This is a genomic window from Paenibacillus sp. IHBB 3054 (assembly GCF_051594305.1).
In the GTDB taxonomy this organism is placed as follows: Bacteria; Bacillota; Bacilli; order Paenibacillales; family Paenibacillaceae; genus Paenibacillus_AQ.
In genome coordinates, this window is sequence record NZ_JBOFBG010000045.1 from 1 (window position 1) to 12,811 (window position 12,811).

The window sequence follows — 12,811 nt, forward strand, 5'->3', positions numbered from 1 at the left end:
TACCTCCCACTTTACGAATTAATCATCCGTACGGTGAGAATAAAGGAGACAGATAGGTGAGACGAAATTATGAAGCATTATTTGGTGCGTTTTATGAAATATATTTTGATTATAAAAGCGAGAAGATGAGCGATGCTGAAGCCATCGCCTGTACAGCTGATGCATATTTTGGTGTGCAAAGTAGAGGGGAAATGGAGAAGGCTGTTGTATATATTTCAGAAGGAAGAATTTGCTTAACGCATTCAAAAATATTCATTAAAGCAAAAGAAAGAATAGTCGAGGCATTAAATTCTTTAGATGTACATAAGCTTCAAATTGAAACAACTCCTGATGAGTATAAGGATATATTAGAGCGCAGAGATATGGTATTAGATGAAATTGATAATATTCCAGTAGATTATTGCCCATACACAAGATGGTACTACCATGAGATGGAGAAAGAAGTTAAGAATTTCTTTGGGATCATTATGAATAAAGTGAATAATAAAAATGAAATGATAGAGAAAGTATTGGAGCGTTTTGAACGTGAATGTACGAATACGCTTAGCGAAAATATTGTTGTTAAAACTACGCTTGTAGAGTTACTAATTAGATATGATATTAAGGGAAATGAACAATTTGTAGAAATCAGAAAGGAGCTGGAACAGTTCGATATAAATGATGTAGGTGAACAGTTAACAGAAGCTGAGAAGGTAGATCTGTCTATCCGAATCAGCAACTTGTTGATGTAGCCGGGGGCTAGAAATGAAGACAGGGTAACATATTTAGGGCGGTAATCCGCCCTGCATAAAGTTTATTCGATACTTGCTAAAGCCTTTTTAACAAGTTGGTCTGACTGACGTGTTGTCTCTGGCAAACGATAATCGGGTGATAGGTGTAGAACCCATTCACAAGCGGTATCTAATGAAATACGATGACCAGTGGAGACGAAGATAGGCTTAACATTATTCTGTGTTCTAAGAACATTTCCGATAATCTCTCCTTGATCTTGCAGTGGTGAAATAGATCCTCTTGCTAAATTGGGTTCTTCATACTCTCCTAATAACCTGGTTTTTCCACAACCAATTGTAGGAATATCAAATAGAACACCTAAATGACTGGCCAGACCAAATCGCCTCGGATGAGCAATCCCCTGACCATCACAGACAACTAACTGAGGAGAGGTCTTTATCTGCTTAAATGCTTTAACTAAAGGGGGGAGCTCCCTGAATGAAAACAGCCCGGGGATATAAGGGAATTGAACAGAATCTTCAACCACCACTGATTCTACTATGTTTAATGAGTTTGCTTCTAAAATGACTACTGCGGCGATCAGCAAGTCACGTTGTTCACTATATGCCACGTCTACTCCAGCGATATAACGAATTTCAGCAAATTGATCTTCTTTTATAACTTTTAAGGATAACTTTTGCTGTAATATTATTGCTTCCGTTTCGGTTAGAATCCATGAATGGTTTAATAGTGGTTCCATTTTGTATCCCTCATTTTCGAACATTAGAATATACAGAGATTTGTTTTTAGAAATGCAAACTGCGTCACCGCTTTACTTGCGTCTAAGGGTCCGTTGCGCCCGCTCAGTAATGCGTTTCGTTTCCTTCGTGTCAGAGGACTCCAGCCAGTCGGAGCATAGCTGCAGCACCCAATCTGGCTGGCTTTTGCTGGCGTCATTCAGCCAATTGGCCACCGAGTCCTGCACATATTTGACCGGATCGGAACGAAGGGGTTCAAGGAGCGGAAGCCCCTGTGTTGGGTTATCTTTCAAGGCTTGTATGTGCTTTGCCCAGACGCCTTGGGGACGTGTCGACTCCACGGCAAATCTGCGGATATTTGCGTCTTCGTCCCGGACCCATTTTGCCAAGAGGGTGATGGCTGCCTCCAGATTGGCTGAGATGTGGGCTCTTACGGCCATCCAAGCAATCTCACGCACTCCAAAATGGGAATCGGCAGCAAACGGGCGGATATGCTGCAGTATGCCGGCAATATCCATATCTGGAGTGACTCCGACGATATAAGCCGCCCAACAGCGGACGCTGTCGGAGCGGTGTGACGCCAGCATGGCGAACAATTGGGTGGGCCCGGTCTCGGGCAACTCGATCAGCAGGCGATGCCACTGCGCTGCAGTGGCCGGAATCATCTTCATCGGCTTGTCTTCTTTAAGCTTATTTAAAGCTGGCAGCATTACCTCTGCTTCATGTTAAAGACCTGAGGTGTTCAGCACAATGGACAATAACGCCCGGTGATCCACTGCCAGCCATTCTGTCAGATTGACGCTCTCAATAAGACCTTGATTTAAGAGTTTCAGCACATTTTGCGGAATATCCGCAGCCTTGTTGGCGCCTTTGCGCTTAAGGATATCTGCGGGAAGCGAAGCCGTTTCGTTCATCAAAAAAAGAACCTCCTCATGGGTTTGCTTTCCTTAAAATACCCTGAGCAACCGCATGGGAGATGTAATGCAGATTACAGCTTAAAGACGATCTGATATCAACTTCTCAAGTCGCTGCGGATGGATGCGGACCGTTTTAAAGCCTGTCTGGACCAGACCGTCCCTGTTCCATTGCTGCAGGACGCCGCTTACTGCCTCCCGGGTGGCTCCAACCATATTGGCGAGTTCCTGGTGGGATAAGGACAGGTTGATCCTGGATAATCCGTCATGCTCTTCACAGCCGAACCTGCGGGACAAACGCAGCAGAATATGCGCAAGCCTAAACCGCAAATCCCCAAGTGCCAACTGCAACATCAGACTGCCCATTTCATTAAATTGGCTGCTTAGAGTCTGTATCAGGTTCAACATGAAACGGGGCCGGCTCAGCAGGAACCCTTCGAAGCGGTCTTTATTCATCAGACAAATATCGCAATCATCCAGCGTGTCTATAAAGAGCTCTCTTGTCCCAAGCGAGATGCCGGCCATTTCGCCAAAAACATTTCCTTCACTCAGAATATCGAGCGTAAATTGCTTGCCGGTGCTGCTCAGCTGGTAAAGACGAACCTTGCCCTTTTTGACAAAAAACAAACCTTCTGTAAATGTCGACGGTGTCTGGATCAATGTATTCACCGGGACTGCTGTAATGGAAGTCATCTCCTCCATCTCCATTAAGTCTTCAGTGGACAGATTATTCAGAAGATTAAACTGGGTAAATACTGGATGCTATCCATGGATCCTCCTTGGCATGTAATTGGTACTACCATACCATAATCGAGCCACAGTTCCGACGAAACAAACTATGTAAATCACGGCTCTGCCGTATAAATGAACCCCGGGCTGCATAAAAGCCCGGGGTTCATTTTTTGTCCGATAGCCACACTTAGGTAATGGAAGCTTCGTAGATATCCTGTGTAGATTTTGCGAGCATAGCATTGAATTCATCGTCCGATAGCTGATCGCTGAGCCCTTGCGATAAAGCGCGGGAGAAGCTGGCTATCAGTCCATGGTTATGTGCCAGCTTGTCATTGGCTTCAGCTTGGGAATAGCCTCCAGACAAAGCCACGACCCGTACCACATGCGGATCTTCAATCAAATCGCTGTAGAAATTGTCCTCAGTCGGTATGGACAGTTTTAGCATGACTTTTACATCTTTGCCAAGGGTGGATAATTGAGTGGAGAGCTCATGTTTTAAAAGCTTCTCAGCTTGTCCCTTATCTGCGCTGTGGATATCCACTTCCGGTTCGATGATCGGCACCAGGCCATAACCTGCAATTTGCTTAGCGATGGTGAACTGCTGCTCGACAACTTTTTGAATGCCTTCGGGATTTGCTTCCTTAATCAGCGAGCGCATCTTGGTCCCGAAGATGTTTTTCTGCACTGCGCGCTTCAGGAGGTCATCCAATCCGGGAATAGGCTTCATGAGCTGAACCCCGTTTTCAAGTTCATCCAGACCTTGATCGATTTTCAAAAAAGGCACAACGCCCTTCTCTTCCCAGAGATAATCGGCGGTTAATTGCCCGTCAATGAAACGATCCATCGTGTTCTCAAAAAGAATAGCACCCAAAATGTGCTTGGAATCAAACGCTGAGCTCTTGATAATACGTGTTCTCATTTCGTGAACCCGTTCAAACATCTCTTCTTCATTGGAATAGCGGTCTTCCTGAATACCGTATTGCAGCAGTGCTTTAGGCGTGCTCCCACCGCTTTGATCCAAAGCCGCAATGAAGCCCTTTCCCGTGTGAATCCGGTCCAATTGTTTCGTATTCATGGTCGTTTCCCCTTCCCTTCCATAAAGTGAATGGTAACTGTTTCAATCATGTATAGTTTAGTTAGATTAAACGAACAATGCAAACTAAAGGAAAAGACAGGGAAGCCAATCAAGTATGAGAGGTGAGTTCACATGAGTATTGATTTGATCTGCACGATAGGTCCGGCTAGTTCTTCTCCTGCGGTTCTCAAGGAATTGCTGCTGAGCGGTATGACGACTGCCCGGCTCAATATGTCGCACGGGAGCCATGAAGAGCATGAGCGGGTAATCGAAGCTTTGCGGGCAGCCGCTGCCGAATTGGGACAGCCCGTACGGATAATGGGTGACTTGCAGGGACCGAAAATCCGTCTGAAGAACGTAAAAGGGGACGCGATTCGCTTAGATGAGGGCCAAACGTTTATCCTTGACCAGTCTGATGAACCGGGGAGCCGGGAACGCGCAGCGCTCGATAATCCTGGTGTAATGGGAGATATTTTACAAGGAGCAACTATTTTAATCAATGACGGGGAAGTCAAGCTTGAGGTGACGGACAAGCATTCGTCTAGGATCACTACGAGGGTTATAGTCGGTGGAATGATCGGCAGCCGAAAAGGCGTTAATCTTCCAGGAACGGTACTTCACTTGCCGGCCATTACGGAAAAAGACAAACGGGATCTTCAGTTTCTGCTGGAGCATCATGTGGATTGGATTGCGTGTTCCTTCATCCGTGAGGCGTCGCATTTGGAGGAAATTCGAAAGTTTGTAGCTTCACTGGGGAAATATAGTCAACCTGGCCTTATTTCTAAAATCGAAACTATTCATGCCGTGCGTAACTTTCCATCCATCATGGAGGCGTCCGAGGGAATCATGATTGCGCGCGGAGATCTTGGCGTGGAGCTGCCTTTTGAACGTATCCCCTTTATTCAGAAAGCGATTCTTCGCGAGTGCAGCCTGTCGAAGACCTATGTAATTACGGCCACCCAAATGCTGCAATCCATGGTCGATCATCCGGTTCCGACGCGCGCAGAGGTAACAGATGTCTCTCAGGCCGTAATGGACGGGAGCGATGCCGTGATGCTGTCAGCTGAGAGCTCGGTTGGTCATTATCCTGTGCAGAGCACAAGAGCCCTGAATACAGTAGCCAAATTTGCAGAGAACATGCGAGAGCAAGGGAAAAACGGTTTTTCACTGGAGGAAATTTGCTCCGAGTCCCTATTTGATAATCTGTATAAGGGACACATAAAATAAATAGCGGCTGGCGGAAATCGTCCCGAGAATCCGAAAGGTGAACAAAGCAGCGGGTCTCCCGGTTATTGGAGATTCGCTGCTTTGTGTTTTCGCTCAACCGCCGTTTAGGTGATAACCTATTTCAAGCCGTTGCTTTGGCAAATATGATGAAGAACAACATCAACTCGCCTAATATAAGATGTGGAGAAGCCGCTAAAAATAGGTCCAGGATAAACAGGGCACAAAGAATGCCGGTTAACAGAGTAACAACGGTGAAGCTGGGTCTAAGATGATTGAATTTGTACTGATAGAGTATGAACATCACGGAAATATAATAGATCAGCACAGAGCCAAAGGCAAAACAAAGCATAAATACGTACTCCAATTGATCTATAAAGAGAAGTTGTATGGAAGCGGCAATCATACTGAGTGAAAAATAAATAAATAAGTGCCCGTATATGAGGCTCTGTCCTGCTGTTTGTTTCGATTTGTCTACGTGCTTCTCCACATTCTCGAAGTATTGCCACCAGATGGCTATCACTAATAGAAAAGCCAGGGCTGCAAATAAAACAGAAGATCCTGTGAATTTATAGGATTGCAGGACAGACAGCATGCTGACTACCGACTCACCAAGCAGAATCAGGGTGAACAACGCAAATCGTTCTAATAAATGCGCAGTATGAATCGGCGTCTTGACCAAAATCTTTCGTCCGAGCAGAGGTACAATAATGTCCACAGCAATGCCTGCATATAGAAACAAATACCGTACTGAGGAGTCAAAAAAGAGGGAAACGCAGGAGATAACGATCCCCAGCCCAAAGGAGGCTCCTAAGAATCGGGCTGTTTTCTGCTTATGTGCAGCCTCTGTCCGCGAAGAGAGCACATACTGGACGGCGGTTAAGCTCCTTAAACCGATATATCCGACGAAAAACGGCAAATAATTTGCATCAAAGTCCACATCAAGACTGGCGGTCATGATCAAAACAAAAAACAGCTGCACGATCATAAAGAGCCGTTGCGCATTGCTGTCACGGCCGAATCGGTTGATGTATACGGATTGCCCTACCCAAGCCCACCAAATCGGAACGAAAATCAGGATGAATTTCACCAGATGCTCAACGGAAATACTGTTATGCTCGACATGCAGCAATACATGGGTAGCTTTGGAAACAGCAGCTACAAATAACAAATCGTAAAAAAGCTCTAGCCAAGAAACCTTTTTCTCATGCATTGTTAGAAAGCCCCCTCAGATTCTGCAGAATAGGTGTGGAGACTGGTGACGTTTCATCAGAATATATTAGCACACAATTACTTAAAAAATAAGCAAATATTTAGACCCTTTAGCGTATCCGTTATTAGAAGAATCAGCATACGTAATACCGATATAATTCCTTATATACATTGCGGTATCGTAATGTGTTTTTTGCTGTTATGTCGTAAACTATATATACGTGATTTTCGCGTAAACCCGGATGAACCGGTGAAGCTGCTGCGGTTCCCCAATACATATAATACAACCGGGAGATCTATAATTTCGTGACAGGAAGGACTTTTAATTTCACTATGAATACGAAGCCGCTAACAAAAACTGTAACATTCATTGAAGCTCTGGCCATTGTGGTGGGGATGATCATCGGATCGGGGATTTTTCTGAAGCCGGGTATTGTGCTGAATCATGCCGGTACGCCATGGATGAGTATTTTGGCCTGGGGGATTGGAGGAATCATTACACTGGCTTCGGCGCTGAGCGTGGCGGAAATCGCAGCCGCCATTCCTAAGTCAGGAGGACTCTATACTTATCTAGGTGAACTGTACGGCGGGGTATTCGGTTATTTGCTGGGTTGGGTGCAGGCTGTAATCTCCTATCCGGCCTCTGTTGCGGCGCTGGCGATAGCGTTTGCCACATACTCCGGATACTTTTTGCCGCTGAATCAATGGCAGCAGAAGCTGCTGGCCGTGTCCATTCTGGCATTCATTCTCCTCATGAACGTAATTGCCACCAAATTCGGCGGTATTATTCAGACGGTTGCGACTGTTGGGAAGCTGATTCCGGTTGCAGGTATCGTAGGAGTAGGTTTATTCTCGGATTTGGCTCCCGGCTTTGGAGGGATTGGAGCTACTGCGACTGGTGCGGGCTTTGGGGCGGCGGTTCTGGGCACATTATGGGCCTATGACGGTTGGATCAGCGTGACCAATATGGCAGGTGAAATTAAAGATCCGGCCAAGACCCTGCCGAAGGTCATCTCCCTTGGTGTGATGTTCGTGATCGCCGTTTATGTGTTGTTCAATATTGCAATTTTCAAGGCGCTGCCTTACGATCAGATCATTTCTTCTCAGACTCCTGGGGCTGATGCAGCCGAGGCTTTGTTTGGCAGCGGCGGCGGAGCTTTCATTACTGCGGGGATTATCGTGTCTGTACTTGGTGCGCTGAATGGGTATTTAATGACCGCGGCGCGGGTGCCTCAGGCAATGGGGGAGAAGAATCAGATTCCTTTTTCCCGGGTACTCCGAAGCATCCATCCCAAGTTCCAGACTCCAGCCAATGCGCTCATTTTTCAAAGTGTGCTGGCGGTCATCTATATTTTCTCGGGAACCTTTAATACGCTGACGGATTTGCTGGTGTTTGTGTTGTGGATTTTCTTTACAATGGGTGTGTTTGGTGTGTTCATCTTGCGTAAAAAACTGCCGCAGGAGAAAGGACGTTACCGTGTGCCACTCTACCCGGTTACCCCTATCTTAGGGGTGGCAGGCGGGATCTATATTCTGGCCAGCACAATTGTGAGTGATCCGCTGCGTTCTCTTGTGGGTATCGGCATTACGCTGGCCGGACTCCCGGTCTACTATGTGCTGTCCCGCAAAAACCGGTAGTTTTAAAATAATGAAAGAACTCGAGTGATAATTTCCTTGACAGAAGCAATATAAAGTTATATGATATTAAAGCGTCTTTTAAAGATGATTTCTTTTTTTGAAAGATTCTAGTCTAGTGGAATTCGAATAATTAGACATCTATTTGGACTCTTAGCTCAGTTGGTAGAGCAGTTGACTCTTAATCAATTGGTCCAGGGTTCGAGTCCCTGAGAGTCCATCACAGAAAAAACGGCAGCGATGCCGTTTTTTCTGCTGTTCGGGTAGTGGAGTGGCTTTTTATTTGGTTTGAATCGTGGTATAGTTTGGATAGAAAAGACGTACAATGCAAAGAGAGCCGTGCGTCAACACGACTCTCTAGGCAATAGCCGCTTTTAAGGGCGGCGGCTTTAAGGTATTACGGGCAGAGATAGACCGCATCCTTTGGACCAGGGCGGTCGGCACATACAAAGCGACTCCAAAGCACTTGCTCTTATCGGACAAGCGAACCAAACACGCCAAATACCGGCGTGTTTTTTTGCGTTTAGTTTCGGCGTTGATCAAGCTCCAGCTCTTCTTTTATATATTGCATCAAAAGCTTCTTGGAAGAGGATATATACTCATCATTGCGTGCTTGTAGCAGGCCGACCGGAATGGCGGAATCCTTCAGTTCAACTTGGATTCTCACAACATTTGGCGGTAATGGCGTAGAATCGAGAACGGCTCCTATGGAGGAAGGGATTTGCTGGACGAACCCCGCAATGGCTGAGATTTGACTTACTGTATACAGAAAAGGAGTTTCAGTGTAACGGGAAAATTGCTTCGATAACTGTGAATAGTATAAACAGGTAGTTCCCCCGGATATGATTGGATAACCCAGTAATTCTTCAAAAGGGATTCTGTCTCTCCCGGCCAAAGGGTGGTTGTGCACTGCGATGAAAGAGATACGCTCGTTGTACAGTGGCTCAAAGTGAAACGAAGCCGCCTCGGCAGGTTCTCCGCATAGGGCAAAGTCCAATACATTCTGAAGTAGTGAACGGGACAGGGAGGCTGTGTTCCCGATTACGAAGTGGCAGGATACATTGGGTTTATAGTCGCGGAACCGCTTCAGCGAGTTTGGCAGTACCTGCTCTGTTAACGATTCCAGCCCTCCGATACTGAGGGTGCCGATCTCCTCTTTTTGCAAAGCTTTGGCCTGTTCTGCTACATAGTTCCAGTGTTGAATCAGCTTGTCGATCTCTGTTGCAAATATTTGCCCGGCAGCGGTAAGCTCTGAATCCCAGCCTCGTTTGAAAAGCTTGATGCCCAGTTCCTTCTCCAGCCGCTGAACCTGGTTCGTAATCGTAGATTGTGCGTAGTTCAGTTTTGCGGCGGCTTTGGAGAAGTTTCCTTCTTGAAGGATAGTCTGAAATGTAGTGAGTTCCTTTAAGTCCATAGTCTATATCTCCATCGGAAAAATTGAATTTTAATATCATTTAATTCAATTATACAGAATAAGAGGTGGGGAGTACAATAAGGATAAATCGCTAAAGGAGTGAAGTGAACATGCCATTCGTCAGGGTGAGTTACTTGGAAAACAAATACGATGCGGAGCAATTACCCATTATTAGCCGTGATATCATGAGTGCTCTAGTTGAGCATTTTAACGTACCTGAGGATGATTTTTTTCAAGTATTCCATGCACACAAAGCAAGTGAGTTTTACTATAGTCCGAATTACTTGAACATAGAGCGAACGGATGGACTGCTCTTCATTCAAATCACGCTCAAATCCGGAAGAAGCACGGAGCAAAAAAAGAGTTTTTACAGCAAGTTGGCTCAACTGTTATCGAACACCCTCCACATCAGGAAAGAAGACGTCTTCGTCGTGCTGGTCGATACGGAATTTGAGGACTGGACGTTTGGCAATGGCATCGCACAAATGATTGAACGTCCATAGAAGGAAAGGAGGGGATTGGAATGAAGCATCGTAAAATTGCATCGAAAGCCCTTGAAACCTTTGGGGAGATTGCCCCAGCGTTTGCCCGCTATTCGGAAGAAGTGCTCTTCGAGGAGGTATGGCGGAGAGAGCAATTATCGCTTCGGGAACGCAGTCTCCTTACGGTATCGGCGTTAGTCGCTGGTGGACTTACCGAGCAGTTGCCCTTTCATATCCGTCTGGCCCGGGAGAACGGTCTATCCGAAGAAGAATTGATCGAAGCGATAACTCATCTCGCTTTTTACGCGGGGTGGCCGCGCGCCGCATCTGCGATACAGGTGGCTAAGGATATTTTCCAAGAAAACTAGAAAGTGATTCCCAAAGTGACAACAATGTAACAAACCCCCTCCTGCTTATCACCTGGATCGAACGACAGGGTTTGCGCTTAACCATACAATTAATGTGTTGGTTGGAACTGCCTGTTCGATCTGACTTGGGTTAAGCCCAAATTTAAGGGAAGCAAGGAGAGGATTTTCGTTGAGTAAGAATAAGAATGACAAAACCCGCCGCACGTCCGGCATGCTGGCCGCTCTGCTGATGTTGACTCTTGCCGGTGAAGCAAGCGCGTATGCTCAGCCGTCTGAGCCATCAGATCATTTACCCTTGGTCCAACAAGTAGCCGCACTCAGCAGCACTGCTCCGGGAGATTTAAAGAACGGGCCCCGTGATGCGAAGGAAGTTGAGGCGTTTCTTGACGCATTTTTTGCCCGGGATGCCATTAAGCAAAAAGCCGGATCGGCTGCGATCTCTGTCGTTCAAGACGGGAAGTTGCTCGTCTCCAAAGGTTACGGCGTAGCTGACAAAACGTCGAAGGCACGGGTAGATGCCAACCTGGGTACCTTCCGGGTCGGCTCCGTTTCCAAAGTATTTACAGCCGCAGCCATTATGCAACTTGTCGATCAAGGGAAAATTTCGCTTCAGGACAACATTGAAAAGTACCTGGATGGTTATAAAGTAACAAATCCCTTCGATACACCGGTAACGATAGAGCATCTGTTGACGCATACGACCGGTTTTGAAGTACGCGAACCTACGGATGCCAGCTATTTATTTGACCCTTCCCAGAAACCGGTTTCTTTAAAAGAAAGCATCTACGATGTGTTCCCCCCTGTTGTTCGCAAGCCGGGAACGTCCTATATGTACGATAATTTTGCTTCCAGGCTGCAAGGATACATTGTGCAGAAGGTAAGTGGAGAATCCTTCGGGAGTTATGTGCAAAAACATCTGTTTAAGCCGCTCGGTATGACTTCAAGCAGCTTTAGCATGACCAAAGATTTGACCCGCCGGCTCGTAACTTCTTATGATGCGGAGGGCAATGCTATTCCGGTGTATGGTTTTTCGCCAAGTGAATGGCCGGAGGGCAGCATGTTATCGACAGCCTCCGATATGGCATTGTTCATGAAAGCTTTTCTGAATGATGGCCGTGCGGCAGACGGTACGGTTATCCTGTCACCTGAATCGGTGAAGGCGATGTCGGCTTACCAGATGGCCATCCATCCGGATTTTCCGGATATGACATATGGCTTTGAATCGCCCGTGCTTCCGGCCAAAACGAAGGGTGAAGCTGTGATCTCCAAAGGTGGCGACATTCTGGGCTATAGTTCGCTGCTATGGATTCTACCTGACCGTAAAACGGGTGTTTTCGTTTCTTACAATACGAATCAGGATTTGCGTAATGATCTGTTCACCGCTTTTATGAATCATTATTATGCGAGTGGCAAATCGCCGTATGAAGCGAAGGGTTTCAAGGTACAGTCCGCGGAAGAACTTGCCAAGTTTGAAGGCCTGTACTCCGATTTGCGGATTAAACTACTGACCAAAGTCGAAGTGGCAGGAGATGGCACTCTAAGGGTGAGCGATATGCTCAGCCGTCACCAGTTGAAGCAGACCGGCGAGCTGCTGTTCGTTGATGAGGAGGGGAATCCTCTAGCCTTCAAGGCGGATGCCGAGGGTCGTATCCTCTATATGAAATACTCTAATTTATTTAGCTATGCGGCCAAAATACCGGAGGATCCAGCCGGATTCCCGGATGTATCGGCCGATCATCCGTATGCCAGCTACATTCTTAGCTTAAAGTCATTGGGCTTCTTAACGGAAGATTTGTCACAGCCATTTGAGCCTACGCAAACGGTCACCCGTGGAGCGTTCATACATTCTTTTAACGCGATATGGAGTATCCCTGAGTCTTCAAACCCGTCCGCATTCAAGGATACTGAAAATTCTCCCTACCGAAAGGATATTCAAGCCGCTGTCGAGGCCGGTATGCTGAATGGAACGGGGAGCGGATTGTTCGAACCGGACCGTCCGATTCTTCGCGAAGAAGCTGCGGCTATCGTCTACCGCTTACTTACTGTAACGGGAATTAGGGTGCCGGATTCCACAGCTGTCCTTGCACCGGGCACGTCGAAATGGGCTGCCGATGCTGTCAGTTCTGCAGTCATCTGGAAGCTGCATGGACCGGAGGTGACCGAATCGAACGGCATGTTCGATTACGGCTCTCAGCGGGCGTTGAACAAGCAGGAACTGGCGGCTCTGCTGTTCACGATGCTGCTTCCGCAATAAGTTCATTACAGTGGGGGGGCGATTCATTTGCC

General features: G+C 46.7%; 11 protein-coding genes, 1 tRNA gene and 1 pseudogene. 7 read left to right on the forward strand and 6 right to left on the reverse strand.

The genetic code is table 11. The annotated features are described in order from the left end of the window. The first annotated feature begins 56 nt into the window (after positions 1-56). Positions 57-731 (forward strand): Imm3 family immunity protein, encoded by a 675-nt coding sequence (locus ACQ76X_RS30680; protein ID WP_438497537.1) that lies wholly within the window; start codon positions 57-59, stop codon positions 729-731. Between the two features lie 62 nt (positions 732-793). Here ACQ76X_RS30680 and nfi read toward each other — a convergent pair whose 3' ends face one another. The 4 genes and pseudogenes from nfi to ACQ76X_RS30700 form a co-directional block, all read right to left on the reverse strand. After that, positions 794-1,471: a deoxyribonuclease V gene (nfi, locus tag ACQ76X_RS30685; RefSeq protein WP_438497538.1), complete on the reverse strand. Its 678-nt coding sequence runs from the start codon at positions 1,469-1,471 to the stop codon at positions 794-796. Positions 1,472-1,543: 72 nt separating this feature from the next. After that, positions 1,544-2,383 (reverse strand): annotated as a pseudogene (locus ACQ76X_RS30690) (DNA alkylation repair protein). An 81-nt stretch (positions 2,384-2,464) separates the two neighbouring features. After that, on the reverse strand, positions 2,465-3,076 hold the full coding sequence (locus ACQ76X_RS30695; RefSeq protein WP_438497539.1) for a Crp/Fnr family transcriptional regulator: 612 nt from the start codon (positions 3,074-3,076) through the stop codon (positions 2,465-2,467). Between the two features lie 226 nt (positions 3,077-3,302). Continuing rightward, the gene (locus tag ACQ76X_RS30700) at positions 3,303-4,190 is read right to left on the reverse strand and encodes a fructose bisphosphate aldolase (RefSeq protein WP_438497540.1); all 888 of its coding nucleotides are present in this window, start codon (positions 4,188-4,190) and stop codon (positions 3,303-3,305) included. 132 nt (positions 4,191-4,322) lie between these two features. Between ACQ76X_RS30700 and pyk the strand changes: the two genes are divergently transcribed. After that, entirely contained in the window at positions 4,323-5,417 is a 1,095-nt protein-coding gene (pyk, locus tag ACQ76X_RS30705) for a pyruvate kinase (protein WP_438497541.1), read from the forward strand. A gap of 121 nt (positions 5,418-5,538) precedes the next feature. Here pyk and ACQ76X_RS30710 read toward each other — a convergent pair whose 3' ends face one another. Next, the gene (locus ACQ76X_RS30710; protein ID WP_438497542.1) at positions 5,539-6,627 is read right to left on the reverse strand and encodes a low temperature requirement protein A; all 1,089 of its coding nucleotides are present in this window, start codon (positions 6,625-6,627) and stop codon (positions 5,539-5,541) included. A gap of 305 nt (positions 6,628-6,932) precedes the next feature. Between ACQ76X_RS30710 and ACQ76X_RS30715 the strand changes: the two genes are divergently transcribed. Continuing rightward, positions 6,933-8,264 (forward strand): APC family permease, encoded by a 1,332-nt coding sequence (locus ACQ76X_RS30715; protein ID WP_438497543.1) that lies wholly within the window; start codon positions 6,933-6,935, stop codon positions 8,262-8,264. Between the two features lie 144 nt (positions 8,265-8,408). Continuing rightward, positions 8,409-8,481: transfer RNA gene (locus ACQ76X_RS30720), tRNA-Lys, on the forward strand. Between the two features lie 303 nt (positions 8,482-8,784). Here the strand turns inward: ACQ76X_RS30720 and ACQ76X_RS30725 are convergent. Next, entirely contained in the window at positions 8,785-9,675 is an 891-nt protein-coding gene (locus ACQ76X_RS30725; protein WP_438497545.1) for a LysR family transcriptional regulator, read from the reverse strand. 110 nt (positions 9,676-9,785) lie between these two features. On the opposite strand from ACQ76X_RS30725, the gene ACQ76X_RS30730 reads away from it, so the two are divergent. From ACQ76X_RS30730 to ACQ76X_RS30740, 3 genes are all read left to right on the forward strand, one after another. Beyond that, entirely contained in the window at positions 9,786-10,178 is a 393-nt protein-coding gene (locus tag ACQ76X_RS30730) for a tautomerase family protein (RefSeq protein WP_438497546.1), read from the forward strand. A gap of 20 nt (positions 10,179-10,198) precedes the next feature. Beyond that, positions 10,199-10,525 (forward strand): carboxymuconolactone decarboxylase family protein, encoded by a 327-nt coding sequence (locus ACQ76X_RS30735; RefSeq protein WP_379143006.1) that lies wholly within the window; start codon positions 10,199-10,201, stop codon positions 10,523-10,525. 169 nt (positions 10,526-10,694) lie between these two features. Beyond that, positions 10,695-12,779, forward strand: coding sequence for a serine hydrolase (locus tag ACQ76X_RS30740; RefSeq protein ID WP_438497548.1), 2,085 nt, complete (start codon positions 10,695-10,697; stop codon positions 12,777-12,779). The last annotated feature ends 32 nt before the right edge of the window (positions 12,780-12,811 follow it).

Coding starts and splice junctions, on each gene's coding strand:
- nfi (WP_438497538.1), bottom strand. CDS start 1,471: ATGGAACCACTATTAAACCATTCATGGATTCTAACCGAAACGGAAGCA.
- ACQ76X_RS30695 (WP_438497539.1), bottom strand. CDS start 3,076: ATGACTTCCATTACAGCAGTCCCGGTGAATACATTGATCCAGACACCG.
- ACQ76X_RS30700 (WP_438497540.1), bottom strand. CDS start 4,190: ATGAATACGAAACAATTGGACCGGATTCACACGGGAAAGGGCTTCATT.
- pyk (WP_438497541.1), top strand. CDS start 4,323: ATGAGTATTGATTTGATCTGCACGATAGGTCCGGCTAGTTCTTCTCCT.
- ACQ76X_RS30710 (WP_438497542.1), bottom strand. CDS start 6,627: ATGCATGAGAAAAAGGTTTCTTGGCTAGAGCTTTTTTACGATTTGTTA.
- ACQ76X_RS30725 (WP_438497545.1), bottom strand. CDS start 9,675: ATGGACTTAAAGGAACTCACTACATTTCAGACTATCCTTCAAGAAGGA.
- ACQ76X_RS30730 (WP_438497546.1), top strand. CDS start 9,786: ATGCCATTCGTCAGGGTGAGTTACTTGGAAAACAAATACGATGCGGAG.
- ACQ76X_RS30735 (WP_379143006.1), top strand. CDS start 10,199: ATGAAGCATCGTAAAATTGCATCGAAAGCCCTTGAAACCTTTGGGGAG.